This window comes from Microbacterium sp. 10L49 (assembly GCF_056395125.1).
Genome location: NZ_JBFTIW010000003.1, coordinates 916108 through 933933 on the forward strand (window position 1 = coordinate 916108; position 17826 = coordinate 933933).

Below are 17826 nucleotides of genomic sequence, written 5' to 3' on the forward strand. Positions count from 1 at the left end.
GCCCCTGCCGTGCGGCCGCGGCGGCCCCTAATCTGTGATCATGGACGGCTTCGCGGCGGTCGACTTCGGCTTCGCGCGAGAGGTGCTCCAGCGAGGCATCGCGGCGCTCTACCTGGTCGCGTTCGTCAGCACGCTGAACCAGTTCCGTGCGCTGCTGGGCGAGCACGGCCTGCTTCCGGCGCCCGAGTTGCTCGCCTGGGCCGGATCCTCGCCGCGCGCCCGCCGACTCCTGCGCCCGACGCTGTTCCTGCGCGTCCGCTACACGGACCGGCGGCTCCTGGCGCTCTGCATCGCGGGCGTCATCGTCTCCGCCGCGCTCGTGGCGGGGATCCCGCAGCTCGCGCCGCCGTGGGTGCCGATGGTGAGCTTCCTGCTGCTGTGGCTCGGGTACATGTCGATCTCGTCGATCGGGCAGACCTTCTACGGCTTCGGCTGGGAGATGCTGCTGCTCGAGGCCGGGTTCCTCGCCGCGTTCCTCGGATCCGGCTCCCAGCCGCCGCCGACCGTGGTCATCATGCTGTTCTGGTGGCTCGTGATCCGGCTCGAGTTCGGCGCGGGCATGATCAAGATCCGCGGCGGTCGCGAGTGGCGCGACCTCACCGCACTCATGTACCACCACGAGACCCAGCCCATGCCGGGCCCGTTCAGTCGCCAGGCGCATCTGCTGCCGTCCTGGTTCCACCGGCTCGAAGCGGTGGGCAACCACATCGCGCAGCTCGGTGCACCGTGGCTCCTGCTCGCGCCGATCCTCGGACTGTGGATCCCCGGTGCTGTCCCTGCCCTCATCGGAGCGGTCGGCGCGGGGATCGTCATCGCGACCCAGCTCTGGCTCATCGTGACGGGCAACTTCGCCTGGCTGAACTGGGCGACCGTCGTGATCGCGTTCTCCGCGATCGGGATCCCGCTCGGCATGCCGCACCGCGCGGAGACCGCACTGCCGTGGGTGATCGACGGCCTGTCGCTGCCGTGGTTCGCGGTCACCTCGGTGGTCGGTGTGCTCTACGTCTGGCTCTCGGTGCCCGCGGTGCGCAACCTGTTCTCGCGCAGCCAGGCCATGAACGCGTCGTTCAACCGCTGGCAGCTCGCGAACGCCTACGGTGCCTTCGGCACGGTGACCAAGGAGCGGATCGAGATCGTGGTCGAGGGCACGCTGCTGCCCGACGCGGATCCGGATCCGCTCGCGGGCGAATGGCGCGAGTACGGCTTCAAGGGCAAGCCCGGCGATCTGCACCGGATCCCCCGACAGTTCGCGCCGTACCACCTGCGCCTCGACTGGCTGATGTGGTTCCTGCCGCTGGGGCGGATGTACGAGGACTGGTTCGCGATGCTTCTCGTGCGACTGCTCGAGGCCGACGCGCCCACGCTGCGGCTGCTGCGACACGACCCGTTCGGCGGGGCGCGCCCGGCGCAGGTGCGCGCCGTCGCCTACCGCTACCGGTTCACGACCCGCGCACAGCGCCGGGAGAGCGGCCAGGTATGGATCCGCGATCGCCGCCGGGTGGTGGTGCGGCCGCTGTCGCTGGGCGACGACGACGGTTCGATGTAGCCGCCGCTATGCCGAACGCGGCGTTGCTCCCTGCGCGGCAACCCCTGACGCGGGTGGCGTCGACTCCCGTCGCCTGCGCAGCGGCGGCGACATATATCGTCCGCATATCGAGAACCGGATACGCCCCGGCAACCCGGCGCTCGCTTGACTCGATCCCATGCCATCGCCAGCTTCGGAACTCGTCGTCCATGAGGACGCGCTCCGCGAGAACACCGCGCGATTCCACGCCCTGACCGGGGGACGGCTGATGGCGGTCCTCAAGGCGGACGCGTTCGGACACGGGGACGTCGCCTCCGCGGTGCTCGAGGCGGGCGCGGGCTCGATCGGCGTGACCAGCATCGACGAGGCGCTCGCACTGCGGCAGGCGGGCATCGGCGCTCCGATCCTGAGCTGGCTCAACACGCCGGACGCCGACTTCGAGACGGCGCTGCGTGCGCGCATCGATCTCGCCGTGCCGAACCTCGAGCTGCTCTATGCGATCGCCGGGGCGGCGCGGGCGACGGGAACCGCAGCCCGGGTGCACCTGCACGTCGACGTCGGCACGGGCCGTGACGGCTGTCCGCCGCGGGACTGGGCCACGCTGTGCGCGCTCGCATGCGAGCAGGAGGCGACGGGTGCCCTGCGCGTGGTGGGCGTGATGGGGCACATGTCCTGCGCCGATGATCCGGAGAGCGGCCAGAACGTACGCGACCGCCTGGTCTTCGAGAACGCGATCCGCAGCGCCCGTCGACGCGGACTGCGCCCGCACCTCCTGCACCTCGCCGCCACGGCGGCGACGCTCACCGGCACTGCAGCCGGATACGACCTGCATCGCGTCGGCGCCGGACTGTTCGGCATCGATCCGTCCCGCGCGACCGATGATCTGCGGCCGGCCCTGAGCCTCACCTCGACCGTCGTGTCCGCCCGTGAGGTGCCGGCGGGCACCGGCGTCGGATACGGCCACGATTTCGTCACCCCCGCTCGCACCGGTCTGGCGCTGCTGCCCCTCGGATACGCCGACGGACTGCCGCGGGCGGCATCGGGGCGGGCCGAGGTGCTGGTGCGCGGCCAGCGGCGCCCGCTGGTGGGCAGGTTCTCGATGGACATGGTCGTCGTCGACACCGGCGAGACGCTGCTGCGGCCGGGCGAGCGCGTGACGATCTTCGGCCCCGGCCGGGACGGCGAGCCGACCGTCGCGGAATGGGCGGCATGGTCGCACACCATCGAGCACGAGATCGTCACCGCGGTCGGCGCGCGGACGTCTCGGATCCCACACGCCCTCGACACGTCGACCACCCGATCGCCCGAACTCTCAGGAGACATCGCATGCCTCAGCACACCCCTCGTCGGATCGCCGTCATCGGCGGCGGCGCGAACGACGAGCACCCGGTCTCCCTCGCGTCCGCGGCCGGCGTCACGCGAGCTGTCCGCGCGCTGAGGCACATCGCGGTCCCGCTCACCATCGGCGAGGACGGCACCTGGCGGGACGATCAGGACGTCGCGCTGCCCGCCCATCGCGCGGTCGAGCTCCTCACAGGCTGCGACGTCGCGTTCCCCGTGCTGCACGGCGAAAGGGGCGAGGACGGCACGATCGCGGGGCTGCTCGAGCTCTGCGGAGTCCCCTTCGCGGGCTCCCCGGTGCGGGCGGGCGCCCTGGGGATGGACAAGCACGCCACGAAGCTGATCGCGGCGTCGCTCGGGATCGCGACGGCGAACGCGCGTCTGGTCGGATCCGGATCCGAAGTGATGGCTACCGGCCTGACGCCCCCCTTCGTCGTCAAGCCGGCGAGCGGCGGATCCAGCAACGGGGTCTTCGTGGTCCCCGACGTCGCCGGTCTCGCGGACGCCGTCGATCGCGCGAGGGCGTTCGGGGATCCGGTGCTGATCGAGGAGTACGTCACCGGCCGGGAGGTCGACATCGCCGTCTTCCGCGACCGGCGCGGCGCGCTGCGTGTCGGCGCCACGCTCGAGATCTCGGTGGCGCCCGGCGACGTGTTCGGGGCGACGGAGAAGTACGACGGCAGCGCACGATTCACGGTGCCGGCCCCGATCGACGACGCCGACGAGGCGGCCGTCCGCGCGGCAGCGACCCGGCTCTACGATGCGCTGGGGTGCGCCGGGGTCGCCCGCTTCGACTTCTTCGTGACCGCCGCCGGCCCGGTGCTCAACGAGGTGAACACGACACCGGGCATGACCGAGCGCTCCCAGGTGCCGCTGATGTACGCGGCGACGGGGCTCGACTACACCGGGTTGATCGCAGAGCTCCTGGACGCCGTGCTGCCGCCGGCCCCGCAGGAGGAGGTTCAGGGTGAGGAGCGGCGTTCCGGTGCAGCGCCGAGCGAGTCCGGATCCGCCACGTGACGGTCGGTGGAGCGTCCCCCACGCCCCGGCTGGCCTGGGCGGACACCGCCAAGGGGCTGCTGATCGTCCTCGTCGTGTTCTGGCACGTCGTGATGAAGAGCTACCTCACGATCGACTGGAGGCTCGGGATCCCCATCCCCGGCGTGTGGGGGCTCATCTCCGACATCGCCTACCCGATGCGGATGCCCCTGTTCTTCCTCATCTCCGGTTGCTTCGCGGCGAACGCCGTCGCCCGGCCGTGGGCGGCGGTCTTCCGCGGGCGAGTCGTGCGCTTCCTGTACCTCTACCTGCTCTGGACCCTCATCCACATCGCGACGATGTGGGCGTTCCCCGACTTCCCGACCCTGGTCCCGCGATCCATCGCGGAGTTCGTCGAGGCGATCACGATCAGCCCGCCGAACGCCTGGTACCTCTACGCACTCGCGCTCTACTTCCTCGTCGCGAAGGGGTTGCGCCGTCTGCCGTCCTGGATCCCTCTGGCCGCCGCGGCCGCACTGACGACCGCCGTGGGTGCGGGGCTCATCGACATCGTCAGCAACCGCGGATCGCTGCTCGCCAACCTGCTCTACTTCCTCATCGGCACCACGTTCTCGCAGCGGATCATCGGTCTCGCGGCCCGCCCGCGCGCTCTGCTCGCGACCGCATCCGTGGTGCTCTACCTGGGCGCCTTCGCGGTGGTGCGGGTGACCGGGACGGAGCAGATCCCCGGGGTGTGGCCGGCGGTCGCCCTCCTCGGCGTCGGGGCGGGGATCGCCGTGGCTCCGCTGCTGGCGACGGTGCCCCGGCTCGGTCAAGGCCTGGCCCGGCTCGGCAGGAGCACGCTGAAGATCTACGTGATCCACATGCCGGTGCTCGCGCTCGCCGATGCCCTCGTGGCGCAACCGGTGTCGGACGCCGGCCGGCCGATGCAGTTGGCCGCAGCCGTCCTGCTGCCCATCGTCCTCACCGCCGCGGTCATCGCCGTCAGCGTCGGGATCGGCGCCCTGATCACGCGGGAGAGGCTGTCATGGCTGTTCGACCTGCCCGTGCGACGCCTCTCCGCGAGGCGCCGTTCCGGGCCCCGAGCCGCGGAGTCGCCCTCCCGGTCTCGCGTCCCGTGGCGCACAGCTGTGGCGGTGCTGGGGCTCGTGGCCGTCGGCATCGTCGCGACCGGGGCGGCGGCGCTGCCCGCTCCTCCTTCCACGATCCCGTACCAGTCCGCGCAGCGCGGCGGCGAGGTGAGCATCGGCGCGACCGGAGACATCCTGCTCTACGACGCCAGCCGCTCCGCACCCTCCGACGGCGGGGCCGGCCACTTCGACCGGGTGCGCCCGTGGTTCACGGAGGACATCGTGACCGGGAACCTCGAACAGGCGATCTCGCCCGACACGGGGCACGACAAATGCGGGAAGGATCCGGACTGCCTCGCCTTCCGCAGCGACCCTGCCTCGGTCGCCGGCCTCGCCGGGTTCGACATCCTCAACCTCGCGAACAACCACAGCCGGGACTTCGGGCAGACCGGCTACGACGACACCCGGGCGAGTCTGGCCGCGGCCGGGATCCGCGCCGTGGGTGATCGCGACGAGATCGTCTACTCGCGGATCGGCGACGTCACCGTGGCGATGATCGGCTTCGCGCCCTACGAGGACTTCAACCGCGTCACCGACCTGCGACATGTGCGCGCGGTCGTCCGCACCGCTGCCGCGCGGGCCGACGTCGTGATCGTGCAGGCGCACATGGGGGCCGAGGGGCCGAACGCCGACGCGGTCACCCCGGGTACCGAGTCGATGTACGGCGAGGATCGGGGGGATCCGATCGCCTTCTCGCATGCGGCGATCGACGCCGGCGCCGACCTCGTCCTCGGTCACGGCCCTCATGTGCTCCGCGGGATGGAGTGGTACCGCGGCCGCCTCATCGCCTACAGCCTCGGCAACTTCGGCGGCGGGGGCGTGTTCGGCAAGGATCCGGCGACGCGGTACGGAGCGTATCTCTCGGTCCGGCTGCGGGCGGATGGGACCGTGGTGGCCGGACAGGTGCGTTCGGTCCGGTTCGACTACGCCGACGGCATCCCGTCGCCCGACCCCGCCGACGGCGCGGCGCAGCTCATCGATCAGCGCGGGCGCCGGGACTTCGGGGCGAACGCGGCGAAGATCGGCTCGGGCGGCACGATCACCGTGCCCTAGGCGTGCGGGACCGGCGGGCGCCAGCCGCGCGCCCGTGTCAGCCGCCGGCCCGCCGGCCCGCCGCGTCAGCCGCGCTGCGCGCGCTCCACGAGTTCGACCATGTCGGCCCGCGGGAGCGGGAAGCCGTCGAGGCGGCCGACGGGGAAGTTGCCGAGCATCTTCAGCAGCTGGTTCTCCCCGGTCCCGTAGCGCTCCTCGATCATCGCGCGCAGGTCGGATCCGACGACGGGGTCGAGCAGCAGCTCGTCGAAGGAGGAGTTCAGCGACGCCGGCAGCACCACCTCATCGCCGTCGACGGCGACGGCGGTCGACGTCCGCAGGTCTCGGCTCGAGGCGCCCACGTCGATGACGTAGGTGCCGCCCTCCACGATCCAGCGGTCCACCCGGATGTCCCAGTACGCGAGCTCCGACCGGCGGATCCGCAGCGTCACCGGTGCCGTCTCGCCCGGGGCGAGCTGCACGGATGCGAACGCCTTCAGCTCGTGCGGCGGGCGCTGCACGTCCGAACCGGGCAGCGACGTGTACGCCTGGACCACCTCGCGGCCGGCCGAACGGCCCGTGTTCGTGACCGGCACGACCACGACGATGTCGCCGTCCTCGCGCACCGCGGCGACCGCCTCGCCGTACGCGAATGTCGTGTAAGAGAGGCCGTGACCGAAGGGGTATCGCACCGCGAGGTGCTTCTCGTCGTACCAGCGGTAGCCCACGAGAAGGCCTTCGCCGTAGCGCACGTGGCCGTGCTCGCCCGGGAAGCTCCCGTACGCGGGGGTGTCCTCGAGGCGCAGCGGGATCGTCTCCGCGAGCCGGCCCGAGGGGTTCACGTCGCCGAACAGCACGTCCGCCGTGGCGGACCCGCCGGCCTGGCCGAGCAGCCATGCCTCGAGGATCGCGGGCACCTTGCTCTCGAAAGGCAGCGCGACCACGCCGCCGTTCGAGAGCACGACGACCACCTCGGAGTTGACCTCGACGATCGCATCGAGGAGGTCGAGCTGCGCGGCGGGAAGATCGATGTGCTCGCGGTCGTATCCCTCCGACTCCTCGTGCGAGGGCACGCCGAGGAACAGCAGCACCGTGCCCGCGTCGCGGGCGACGGATACGGCCTCATCGCGCAGCCGCGCGGTCTCCGCCTCGGACACGCCCTCGGGCGTGATGTCGAAGCCGGCCGCGAACGGCACGTCTCCGGCGACCGCGCGGATCGCGTCGAGTGCGGCGTCGACCCGAGTCGGGTTGATCTGCGAGGATCCGGCGCCCTGGAACCGCGGCGTGCGCGCGAACTCGCCGATCACTGCGAGCCGGGCGTTGCGCGGCAGCGGCAGCGTCCCCTCGTTCTTGAGCAGGACGATCGCGCGGCCGGCGACCTCGCGTGCCAGCGCATGGTGCGCGTCCACATCGAGCGGACCTGTGGCCGCGGCTCGGGCCTGAGCCTTCCGCGCGAGCTCCAGCAGGCGATCTGCGACGGCGTCGAGATCGCGCTCGTCCAGACGGCCGTCGCGCACGGCGGCGACGAGCTCGGCGTCCGTGCGGCCTCCGCTGGACGGCATCTCCAGATCCATGCCCGCGACGAGCCCGGCGACCCGGTCGTTCACCGCGCCCCAGTCCGAGACCACGATGCCGTCGAACCCCCACTCCTCGCGCAGCACCTGCGTGAGCAGCCATGGATCCTCCGAGGCGTAGACGCCGTTGATCCGGTTGTAGGAGCACATCACCGTCCAGGGCTGGGCGTCGCGCACCACGCGCTCGAAGCCACGCAGGTAGATCTCACGCAGCGGTCGCGGATCCACGTCACTGGAGACCCGCAGGCGGTCGGTCTCCTGGTTGTTCGCCGCGAAGTGCTTGAGCGATGAGCCGACGCCCTGGGACTGGATCCCCTTCACCAGGCCCGCGCCCATGGCGCCCGAGACGATCGGATCCTCCGACATGTACTCGAAGTTGCGGCCGCACAGCGGCGAGCGCTTGATGTTGATGCCGGGGCCGAGGATGACCGCGACATCCTCGATGGCGGACTCGACGCCGAGCGCGACGCCCACGCGCTCCGCGAGCTCGGGATCGAACGTCGCACTCAGGCCGACGGCCGGCGGGAAGCAGGTCGCGGGCACGGATCCGGCAAGGCCGAGATGGTCATTGCCCGTGGCCTGTTTGCGGAGACCGTGCGGGCCATCGGTCAGCATGATCGAGGGGACCCCGACCCGATCGATCGCCTTCGTGGTCCAGAAGTCGGCTCCGCTCGTGAGCGCAGCCTTCTCCTCGAGGGTGAGGTCTGCCGCGCGCAGGCCCTTCGGTTCCGTCATCACGGGCTCCCTGTCGTCGGGGTTCATGGGGGAAACCATAACGGGGCAGGTTTTTGTCGACAAGGTTCGCCTCGACATCCGTGACGGCTTTCCCTGGTCCGAAATCTTCTTGCGACGGAAACCTGAAAAGGATAGGTTTTCACGCACGAGGGCCGGAGCTCCCTGGCGGCGCAATGTGGCGTCCGCTCTCCTCCTCGACCGGCCAAAGGAGGCAGGTATGAGTTCTGTCAGCGGTTCCGCTGCGGGCAATCCATCCGGGATGACGGCGGCGAGCCGGACGATCGGCTCGCATGAGCACCATTGGTTCTCCGAGCCGACCGAGCCTGCGAAGAAGAGCTTCGTCTTCTGGCTGATCGTCGCGCAGTTCATCTTCTTCGTGGCGCTGCTCGGCCCCGCGATCGTCGGAATCGGCCTGAAGATCCTCGAGCTCCAGCACACCGGTGCAGTGGAGAACACGGGCGCCGGACTGAACTCCGCCCAGGCGATCCTCGGCGGCGTGGGCGCCCTCTTCGCCACCCTGGCCAATGTCATCTTCGGCCGCGTCTCCGACCGCACGACCAGTCGATGGGGCCGACGCCGGATCTGGATCGTGCTCGGCACGATCATCATGACGATCGGGTTCGTCTTCATGGCGACGGGCACGTCTCTGCTGATCGCGACCGTCGGCTGGGCAATCGCGCAACTCGGCGCGAACATGACGCTCGCACCGTTCGTCGCGACCCTGGCGGATCAGGTCCCGAAGTTCCAGCGGGGAAAGATCACCGCAGCCCTGGGCATCGCGCAGAACGCCGGCATCGTCGGCGGCGTCTACGTCGCCGGCTGGTTCTCGGCCAACCTCTTCATCGTCTTCGTGATCCCGTCGATCCTTGCGATCGGCGCGATGATCGTGTTCGCCTTCGTCCTGCCGGACAAGGTGCTGCCCGTGAAGCCTCCGCGGATGACGTTCGGCGAGATCCTCCAGACCATCTGGGTCAGCCCCGTCAAGGAGCCGGACTTCGCACTGGCCTGGTGGTCGCGGTTCCTGATCACGTTCGCCTCCTTCGGGTTCACTGCGTTCCGCTTCGGGTACCTGATCAACCACCTCAAGGTGCCGGAGAAGGAGATCGGTCTCCTGATCGCCAACACCACGCTGGTGTACACGGGCGCGCTGGTCGTCACCGCCTGGCTCGCGGGCATGCTCTCCGACCGGATCGGGAAGCGCAAGGTCTTCGTGTGGGTGGCGACGGCGCTCTTCGCGGTCGGAACCTTCGCCCTGATCTTCGTCCAGGACATCCCGTCCTACTACGTCCTGGAGCTCTTCCTCGGAGCGGCTTACGGCATCTACGTCGGGGTCGATCTCGCGCTCGTCATCGACGTGCTCCCCAACCCGGACGACTCGGGCAAGGACCTGGGCGTGCTCAACATCGCGAACGCCCTGCCGCAGACCCTCGCCCCGATGATCGGCGGCTTCGTGCTGTTGGCCACGGGCGGCGCCAACGGGTCGAACTACACGGTGTGGTTCACGCTCTGCGCGATCGCAGGACTGATCGGGGCGGTGGTGATCTTCCCGATTAAGAAGGTCAGATAGCGCAAGGAGAGCGGGCCGCCGGGGCCGGACGTCGGCCCGCTCTCCGCCGCCAGGAGCCTGGCGCGGGACGAGGCAGGGGGGTGGAGGTGACGGAGTCGATGCGCACGTCGCGCGGCGCATACGCCAAGGGGGTGCTGCGGCGATCCGAGATCCTCGAGGCCGCGCTCGACGTGATCGCCGAGAACGGCAGCCGGGGCGCCCTGATCGGCGACATCGCCCGCCGGGTGGGGCTCACGCAGGCCGGGCTCATGCATCACTTCCGTTCCCGGGACGAGTTGTTCTGCGCGATCATCCAGACCCGCGATGAGCACGACGAGGCGGTGTATGCGCGCACCCTTGTCGGGATCGCCGGGTTCCTCGCTGTGATCGAGCACAATCAGCAGGTTCCGGGGCTGGTCCAGCTGTTCGCCGAGTACGCCGCCGAGGTCGCGGGCGACCCGCGGCATCCGTCCCGCGGCTTCTTCCAGCAGAGGTACGCCGCGCTGCGGGAGGCGCTGATGGGGGATGTGCGGATCGCGCAGGAGTCGGGGCAGATGGGGCCGGATGCGTGCGCCGCCATCATCGCCGAGCAGATGATCGTCGCGGCCGACGGGCTGCAGGTGCAGTGGCTGCTGGATCGCGAGATCGACATGGCCGAACGTCTGCGGCAGCTGTGGCGAGCGCTGTGCGCGGCGTCCTTCGGCGCGGAGGATCGGGGCGCGAACACGTAGTCTGGCACTCGTGAAGCGGGGCCCGTACGCCAAGGGGACGGCCAAGCGCGAGGAGATCCTCTCCGTCGCGCTCGAGGTTGTGGCTGCGAAGGGCTGCCGGAAGGCGTCGAACCGCGAGATCGCCGAGCGCGTCGGCCTGACCCAGGCCGGGCTCATGCACCACTTCGCGTCGCGCGAGGAGCTGTACCAGGAGGTGCTGCGCGCGCGGGACATCCGCGATCACGGAATGTTCTTCGCACCGGATCCGACCATCGAGGGATTCTTCGCCGTCATCGCCCATAACGCCGAAGTCCCAGGGCTGGTGCGGCTGTACGTCGAGTTCTCCGCCGAGGCGAGCATCCCCGAGCACCCGGCGCATGCGTTCTTCCTCGAGCGGTACGCGTGGCTGCGCGATGGCCTCTCCGGGGTCATCCTGCGCGCCCAGGACGCCGGCGTGATCGGCCCCGCGGTCGACGTCTCCGCCGCGGTCGACCTGCTGGTGGCGGCCGCGGACGGCCTGCAGCTGCAGTGGCTCAACGACCACACGATCGACATGGTGTCGCGCCTGCGCCGACTCTGGGACGGGATCGTGGCGGTCTCGCACGCCGCCTGACGCGAGCCTCCGTGCGACGGATGCAGGACCCGGCGACGTATGCGCGACGGATCCCGGGATCCGGTCCTGCAGGTGTCGCATGATCCTGCATGCGTCGCGCGCGTCATGCGACGCGGCGAGCGGTCATGTTGCTCATCCGGGCGGAGCAGGACCAAAAACTTTAGCCGCTTAGGGATTGCCTGATCGAATACTTGACTCGTTTAGGTATTGACGTCAGACTCGGTGCCACTCGCACATCGCAACGAGGCGATGCGCACAGGCCCGATGGAGGGTTCATGTCTGAGAAGTCCGGCGTCGCCTGGGCCAATGCAGATTGGGACAGTGCAGCCACCGACGAGCGCGTCGAGGGGCTCCTCGCGCAGATGTCGCTCGACGAGAAGATCGCGTTCGTCACGGGCGATCTGAACTGGAACTTCGGCTTCTACGCCGAGGGCGTGGAGCGGCTCGGCATCCCGAACATCCAGATGGCGGACGGGCCCGCCGGCGTGCGGATCAACAAAGGGGATGTGCACGAGGGCAAGGCTACGTCGCTGCCCGCGCCGATCGCCCTCGCCGCCACCTGGGATCCGGCACGGGCATCCGCCTACGGTGCGGTCATCGGCGCGGAATGCCGCGCGACCGACCACAACGTCTCGCTGGGTCCGGCCGTCGACATCGCCCGGGTGCCCATCGGCGGGCGCACGTTCGAGTCGTTCGGCGAGGATCCGCACCTGCAGTCGGAGATCGGTGTCGCGCTCGTGCGCGCCATCCAGGAGCAGGGCGTGCAGGCGTGCGCCAAGCACTACGCGATCAACAATCAGGAGGACCATCGGTCCAGCGTGGACGCGGTGATCGACGAGCGCACCATGCGCGAGCTGTATCTGCCGCCGTTCGAGGCGCTCATCCGGGACGGGGGCGTCGCGTCGATGATGGGATCGTTCAACCGCGTCAACGGCGAGTTCGCGTGTGAGAATCCCCGGATCCTGCGCGACATCCTGCGCGACGACTTCGGGTTCCGCGGCTGGATCATGAGCGACTACGGCGCCAACCACTCCACGACGGAGGCGGCGAACGCCGGGCTCGACCAGGAGCAGCCGAACGAGGGCTTCTGGGGCGGCCAGCTGCGCGCTGCGGTGGACGACGGACGCGTGCCCGAAGCGGTGATCGATGAGAAGGTGCGCAACATCCTGCGCCCGATGATCGGGATGGGGCAGCTGGAGAATCCGGTCGGCATCGCGGACTTCGCCGTCGACGAGCACCACGCCATCGCCCAGGCGATCGCCGAGGACGCGATGGTGCTGCTGCGCAACGACGGGATCCTGCCTCTCGGAGGCGTACGACGCGTGGCGCTGATCGGCCCGGACGTCGACGCCTGGAGCGCGCAGGGCGGGGGCAGCTCGCAGGTCAGGCCGACGCGCGGCGTCTCACCCGCGGAGGGCCTGCGGCGCGCTCTGGGTGACGACGTCGAGATCCTCGTCGAATACGGCAGCGACCCGGTCACCCCGGGTGCGCTCCTGCCCGGGGCGGATCCCGTCGACTCCGGCTTCTTCCGCGCGCCATCGGGCGAGGTCGGTCTGCAGGCCGAGTACTGGGCGAACCCGTCGTTCGAGGGGGATCCGCTGGTGTCCCGGATCGACGGGCGGATCGAGCTGCTGCACGGCTTCCACAACTTCCCCGGGTTCAACGCCGCGTCGGCGCGATACGAGAGGCTGCCCACCGAGCTGAACGCGCAGATGTCGGCGCGGTACACCGGCACGCTGACCGTGCCGGTCACCGGCGCCTACCGGTTCGTGATCACCAGCCTCGGCTCGTACACGTTCGAGCTCGACGGCCGTGTGGTCGCACGATCCGGGATGGCGGAGGTCGTCGAGCACGCCGCCGAGGCTGAGGCCGTGATCGACCTCGCCGCGGATGAGAGTGCAGCGGTGCCGGACGAGGCCAGGCCGTACGGGTGGGGCGGCGACGGCGGGCAGCCCGACGTCTCGATCGACGAGGTCGTGGTGCGGTTGCAGGCCGGTCGCGCCTACCGGATCCGGATGTCTTACGCCGCCGACCACCCGTCGCAGGGTTTCCTGCTCGGGGCGAAGCTCCGGCTCGGCTGGGTGCCGCCGGAGGGGGTCCTCTCACCCGATGCGGCCCGCGCCGCGGAGGCCGCGGCATCCGCCGACGTCGCCGTCGTCATCGCGCGCAGCTACGAGGCGGAGGCTGACGATCGTCCGAGCATGCAGCTGCCCGGCGGCCAGAACGACCTCATCCGCGCGGTGCTCGCGGCGAACCCGCGCACGATCGTCGTGCTGATGACCGGAGCCCCCGTCGACATCGGCGGCTGGGGCGCGGATCCGGCCGCGCTGGTGCAGGCGTGGTATCCCGGTCAGGCGCAGGGCGACGCGCTCGCGCGGGTGCTCACGGGCGCCGTCGAGCCCGGCGGACGGCTGCCGTTGACGCTGCCGGTCGACCTCTCCCAGACGCCCGCCCGTGAGGCCCGCACCTATCCCGGGGTCGACGGACGCGTGCACTACGACGAAGGGGTCTTCGTCGGCTATCGCGGCTTCGACGCGCACGATCTCGAACCGGCGTATCCGTTCGGCCACGGCCTGGGATACACGGCCTGGGAGATCGAGGATCTTGTGGTCGCCTCGTCGGACGGGGACGATGCGGGCACGGCGACGGTGACGGTGCGCAACACCGGCTCGCGCCCGGGATCCGTCGTCGTCCAGGTCTATGCGGGAGACGTCACGGCGCCGGTGCCGATGCCGCCGCAGCAGCTCGCAGGGTTCGCGAAGGTGCGCCTGGAGCCCGGCCGATCCGAGCGCGTCACGGTGCGCATCCCCTGGCGGGCGGTGTCGTACTTCGACGTGGACGCGCACAGCTGGACGCCGGCGACGGGCCCGGCGGAGGTCCGCGTCGGGGTGTCGTCGCGGGACATCCGTGTGAGCGGGCCGCTCGCCTTCTGAACGACCGCCGAGGATCGGGTGCCTCGTCGCGCCCCGATCCGTCAGCCCCTCATCCCTCATCTCATCAAGGAGAGCACCATGAAGAAGAGCATCATCCGCGTCGCGGCGGTCACCGCGGCACTCCTCGCGGCGACGACCCTCACCGCCGTCTCGGCAGCCGCCGCGTCGCCGTCGACCGCGGTTGGGGCCGGCAACAGCAAGGCCGACCGCGTCGTCACGATCTATCTCACCAGGCACGGTCGCACCATCCTCAACCAGACCGACACCGTGCAGGGCTGGTCGGATTCGCCCCTGCTCGTCGGCACGAAGCCCGTCGCGACGGCACCCGTCGGCAAGCTCGATGAGGGGCGCCCGCTCGCGGTCGCCGTCGGTGCGAATCTCGGCGCCGCAGTGGGCCCCTTCTCCGCCGCGTATTCGGCCGACGGCAAGCGCCATTTCGAGACGGCGACCTACGCGCTCCAGGGCGCGGGCCAGTCGAAGCTGACCGTGACCCAGGACGCCCGGCTGCGCGAGATGAACTTCGGCAAGTACGAGGGCAAGGAGAACAAGGAGCTGTGGACGGCGGCCGTGGAGTACCTCGGCTACACGATCGATCACGACGCGCCCCCGCTCGCGCCGGCCGATGCGAACGGCCAGAACGGCGGCTGGCAGACCATGCAGGGCCTCGCGATCTCCCAGCACGGCCTCTACGGGATGATGGCCGCCATCAAGGCCGTCGCCGACGCGCCCGAGCTCGGCCTGCCCGCGGAGGACTGCACCGACGTCGACGCGCGCATGACCGACGCGCTCGCCGAGATCGCTGCGAAGGCCGTGGACAAGAACGAAAGGACGGTGTTCGTGGTCTCGAGCGGCCTGTCGATCTCTTGCTTCGCAGGCGCTCCGGACATGCGCGACACGACCGGGTCCACCCCGGCGATGCCGCCCGCGGGCGTGCCCAACCTGGGCGTGACCAAGGTCGTCTACAAGAACGAGGCCTTCACCATCGACGGCCCCGTCGGCAGCAAGGCGTACTACCCGCAGCCCTGATCCCGTGCAGGGGCGCGATCCCGGCGCGTTTCCCTCCCCTGGGCGTGATTCCCTCCTCTGATGGACGTCTCTCAGGGGAGGGAATCACGCTGCGAGGGGGGAAACGCGGATCTGGCACCGCCCGCGGCGACGGACGCATACGCCGCGTCCACGACGGCGACTGCGGCGATGCCGTCGGCCGGGTTCACCCGGGCCTGCCCTCCCGTGCGGATCGCGTCGGCGAAGTCGGCGATCTGGGCGCGGTACGGGTGATCCTCGGTCTGCGGCGGGAGGTAGTCGGCATCGGACTCGACCGACGGAGCCGGCCCCGCGTCACCGGGCGCAGACGCGGCGGTCTCGGTGACGGCATCCGCGGCGCTGTCGTGCGCGAGCGTCCCCTCGGTGCCGACCACCGCGATCGTGGTGCGGAACGGCGCGCCCTCACCCAGCCAGCCGCCGTCGATGCGTGTGGTCGCGCCGCTCGCGTGGGTGAGTTCGACCACAGCGGTGACCGGTGCCGAGAACCGTCCGTCGACGCTCGGCGGATCCTGCCGCGCGGAGACCGAGACGACAGGCCCGGCGAGCCACAGCGCCTGATCGATGTCGTGGATGAGCAGGTCGCGGATCAGCCCGCCGCCCTCGCCCTCGTCGTAGAACCATCCCGCCGTCGGTCCCGCTCCTGAGCGGCTGAGCCGCAGCGACCGCAGGGCGCCGATCCCGCCGGCGGCGACCTGCTGCTGGATCCGCCGGTACGCCGCGAAGTACCTCACGACGTGGGCGGGGAACAGGCGCACGCCCGCGGCCTCGGCGGCGCCGGCCATGCGCCGCGCCTCGGCAGCCCTCACCGCGAGCGGCTTCTCGCACACCACGTGCCGGCCGCGGGCGATCGCGCGCAGAGCCAGGTCGGGGTGCGTCGGCGTGGGAGCGAGGATCCCGACGACGTCGACCCGGTCGATGAGCGCGTCCACGTCGTCCGCGATCTCCACGCCGAACCGCGCGGCGAGGGCCTCGGGGCGGGTGCGCGAGGAGATCACGCACTCCGCGCCGAGCGCCTGCCAGGCGTCCAGGTGCGATGCGGCGATCCCGCCCGCGCCGATGAGGCCGACGCGCAGCGGCGCGTCCCGGACGGTCACGAGCTCAGCGCTCCGGGTTCGTCAGCGGTGCGGCCTGACGCAGGGGATCCGGAGCCGCGAGCGGATCGCGCGCCGGGATCGGATCCGCGACGGGGACTGGATCCGCCAGCGCGCTCGGGTCCGCGTGCGGGGTCGGCGCCGAGACCACGGCCGGATCCGTCTCGGTCCCCGCGTCCGCGGAGGCGACCGGCTCGGGAGCGCGACCCGGTTCGAGCTGCAGCGCGACCTTCTTCTCGAGGTTCTCCACCGCGGCGTCCGAGAGGTCGATGAGTCCGTCCAGCTCCTCGCGTACGCGGCGGTACGCCGTCTGTCGTTCGGCGGGCGTGGCGGACTGGTCGACGGCGACCTTGAGCATGTGCTGCGCGCGTTCGAGACGCTTGCGCTCGTCGTCGGTGAAGGTGGAGTCGCGCAGGCGGCGGGCGTCCTTCTCCGCGATCTCGAACGCGACCGCGTAGTTGCCGACCGCGTCGAGGTACTCCGTGACCTGCTGCTCGGTGACCTTCGCCTCGGCCGAGCTCGGACGCAGCGCATCGGCGATCTTCTTCGCCCGCAGGAACGCCGCGGTCAGGGGCTGGCGTCCGTCGCTCATCGCCGGGAACGCGATCATCTTCGCGACGTCGAGCTCGTAGTCCAGCCAGCGGGCGGTGATCCCGTCATGCTCGGCGAACAGGCGCTCGAGCAGTTCCTTCGAGGAGTTCGCCTGCTGCTGCGCGGCGGCACGCGGCGAAAGCTGCGGGGCGATCTGGCCGCGGGCGGCGAGCTGGGCGGCCTTGATCTCGCCCTTCAGACGCAGTCTCTCCAGCTTCTGCTTGTGGCGCTGCTGCGACAGCACCTGCCACCGCCGGCCGAGGCCCCCGGCCACGCCCATGAGCGGGAACACGAGCCACCAATAGTTCTTCGCGAACTCCCAGAAACCATCCCAGAACTCCTGCATGATGCCCCTCAGCCTATGCGCCCCGCTCCGTATCGTCATCGGGGCTTTTCGAGCGCCGCCGGGTGCGCGTCGCGACGTGCCGCATCCGTCAGACGGGTGCTCGCCGGGCAATCGCTGCCGGCAGCCGCGCTCTGGGACGGATGCGCGATCGCCGGCCGCTCGCGCCGCTCGCGCCGCTCGCGCCGCTAGGACGAGGATGAAGCGGCGGCGAAGAACGGGTGAAGGATCGGTGTTGTCGCGTAATCGAAGCCCGCTTCGCCCGTCTCTCCTGATGAATGCCCGCAGTCATCCTGGAGGAGGCGGTCAGTGTCCCACGAGTCCGATCGATGGTATTCGGCGCTGCTCGACGAAGCGACGGCGCGTTCGGACGCCGCGTTGCAGTCTGGCGCGAGTTGGTTCCACGTGCGTCGACCGATCGATGACGCAGCGACGATGCTGGCGGAAGTCGCCGTCGGCGCACGCAGCATTCCGGAGGGTTCGGACGCTTCCGACCGCGAGATCACCTACGGCATTCAATTCGGCCGCGCCTACCTCGTCGCGCTCCGGCGCCGCATGAGAGAACGAGTCAGCGTGCGAGATGGAGCCTCGTGACGGGAGTTCGCCGGGGCGGTCGAGC

The 17826-nt window shown here is 70.5% G+C and carries 13 protein-coding genes; 10 read left to right on the plus strand and 3 right to left on the minus strand.

Features of this window, described 5'->3' with window-relative positions; all coding sequences use genetic code 11:
* The first annotated feature begins 40 nt into the window (after positions 1-40).
* From AC1DCT_RS12115 to AC1DCT_RS12130, 4 genes are all read left to right on the plus strand, one after another.
* Entirely contained in the window at positions 41-1546 is a 1506-nt protein-coding gene (locus tag AC1DCT_RS12115) for a lipase maturation factor family protein (RefSeq protein ID WP_477429430.1), read from the plus strand.
* A 157-nt stretch (positions 1547-1703) separates the two neighbouring features.
* Positions 1704-2963: an alanine racemase gene (gene alr / locus AC1DCT_RS12120; RefSeq protein WP_477429432.1), complete on the plus strand. Its 1260-nt coding sequence runs from the start codon at positions 1704-1706 to the stop codon at positions 2961-2963.
* Positions 2852-3886 carry a D-alanine--D-alanine ligase family protein gene (locus tag AC1DCT_RS12125; RefSeq protein ID WP_477429433.1) on the plus strand — a complete coding sequence of 345 codons (1035 nt, stop codon included), beginning with the start codon at positions 2852-2854 and terminating at the stop codon, positions 3884-3886. Before alr ends, AC1DCT_RS12125 begins: the two co-directional genes overlap by 112 nt.
* The gene (locus tag AC1DCT_RS12130; RefSeq protein ID WP_477429434.1) at positions 3883-6048 is read left to right on the plus strand and encodes a CapA family protein; all 2166 of its coding nucleotides are present in this window, start codon (positions 3883-3885) and stop codon (positions 6046-6048) included. Before AC1DCT_RS12125 ends, AC1DCT_RS12130 begins: the two co-directional genes overlap by 4 nt.
* A gap of 65 nt (positions 6049-6113) precedes the next feature.
* On the opposite strand, the gene AC1DCT_RS12135 is transcribed toward AC1DCT_RS12130, so the two are convergent.
* Complete coding sequence (locus AC1DCT_RS12135) at positions 6114-8336, minus strand: glycoside hydrolase family 3 C-terminal domain-containing protein (RefSeq protein ID WP_477429436.1); 2223 nt, start codon at positions 8334-8336, stop codon at positions 6114-6116.
* Between the two features lie 217 nt (positions 8337-8553).
* Here AC1DCT_RS12135 and AC1DCT_RS12140 point away from each other — a divergent pair, with 217 nt between their 5' ends.
* From AC1DCT_RS12140 to AC1DCT_RS12160, 5 genes are all read left to right on the plus strand, one after another.
* A complete protein-coding gene (locus AC1DCT_RS12140) occupies positions 8554-9903 on the plus strand; it encodes an MFS transporter (protein ID WP_477429438.1) in 1350 nt (449 codons plus the stop codon).
* A 98-nt stretch (positions 9904-10001) separates the two neighbouring features.
* Positions 10002-10613 carry a TetR/AcrR family transcriptional regulator gene (locus AC1DCT_RS12145; protein ID WP_477429440.1) on the plus strand — a complete coding sequence of 204 codons (612 nt, stop codon included), beginning with the start codon at positions 10002-10004 and terminating at the stop codon, positions 10611-10613.
* 10 nt (positions 10614-10623) lie between these two features.
* On the plus strand, positions 10624-11205 hold the full coding sequence (locus tag AC1DCT_RS12150) for a TetR/AcrR family transcriptional regulator (protein ID WP_477429441.1): 582 nt from the start codon (positions 10624-10626) through the stop codon (positions 11203-11205).
* A 275-nt stretch (positions 11206-11480) separates the two neighbouring features.
* Entirely contained in the window at positions 11481-14138 is a 2658-nt protein-coding gene (locus AC1DCT_RS12155) for a beta-glucosidase (protein WP_477429443.1), read from the plus strand.
* A gap of 78 nt (positions 14139-14216) precedes the next feature.
* Positions 14217-15164, plus strand: coding sequence for a histidine phosphatase family protein (locus AC1DCT_RS12160; protein WP_477429445.1), 948 nt, complete (start codon positions 14217-14219; stop codon positions 15162-15164).
* Between the two features lie 71 nt (positions 15165-15235).
* Here the strand turns inward: AC1DCT_RS12160 and AC1DCT_RS12165 are convergent, their stop codons facing one another.
* Positions 15236-16276: a Gfo/Idh/MocA family protein gene (locus AC1DCT_RS12165; RefSeq protein ID WP_477429446.1), complete on the minus strand. Its 1041-nt coding sequence runs from the start codon at positions 16274-16276 to the stop codon at positions 15236-15238.
* A 4-nt stretch (positions 16277-16280) separates the two neighbouring features.
* Positions 16281-17210, minus strand: a complete 930-nt coding sequence (locus AC1DCT_RS12170) for a hypothetical protein (protein WP_477429448.1) — start codon at positions 17208-17210, stop codon at positions 16281-16283.
* Positions 17211-17516: 306 nt separating this feature from the next.
* Here AC1DCT_RS12170 and AC1DCT_RS12175 point away from each other — a divergent pair, with 306 nt between their 5' ends.
* Positions 17517-17801 carry a hypothetical protein gene (locus AC1DCT_RS12175; RefSeq protein WP_477229851.1) on the plus strand — a complete coding sequence of 95 codons (285 nt, stop codon included), beginning with the start codon at positions 17517-17519 and terminating at the stop codon, positions 17799-17801.
* Positions 17802-17826: the final 25 nt, after the last annotated feature.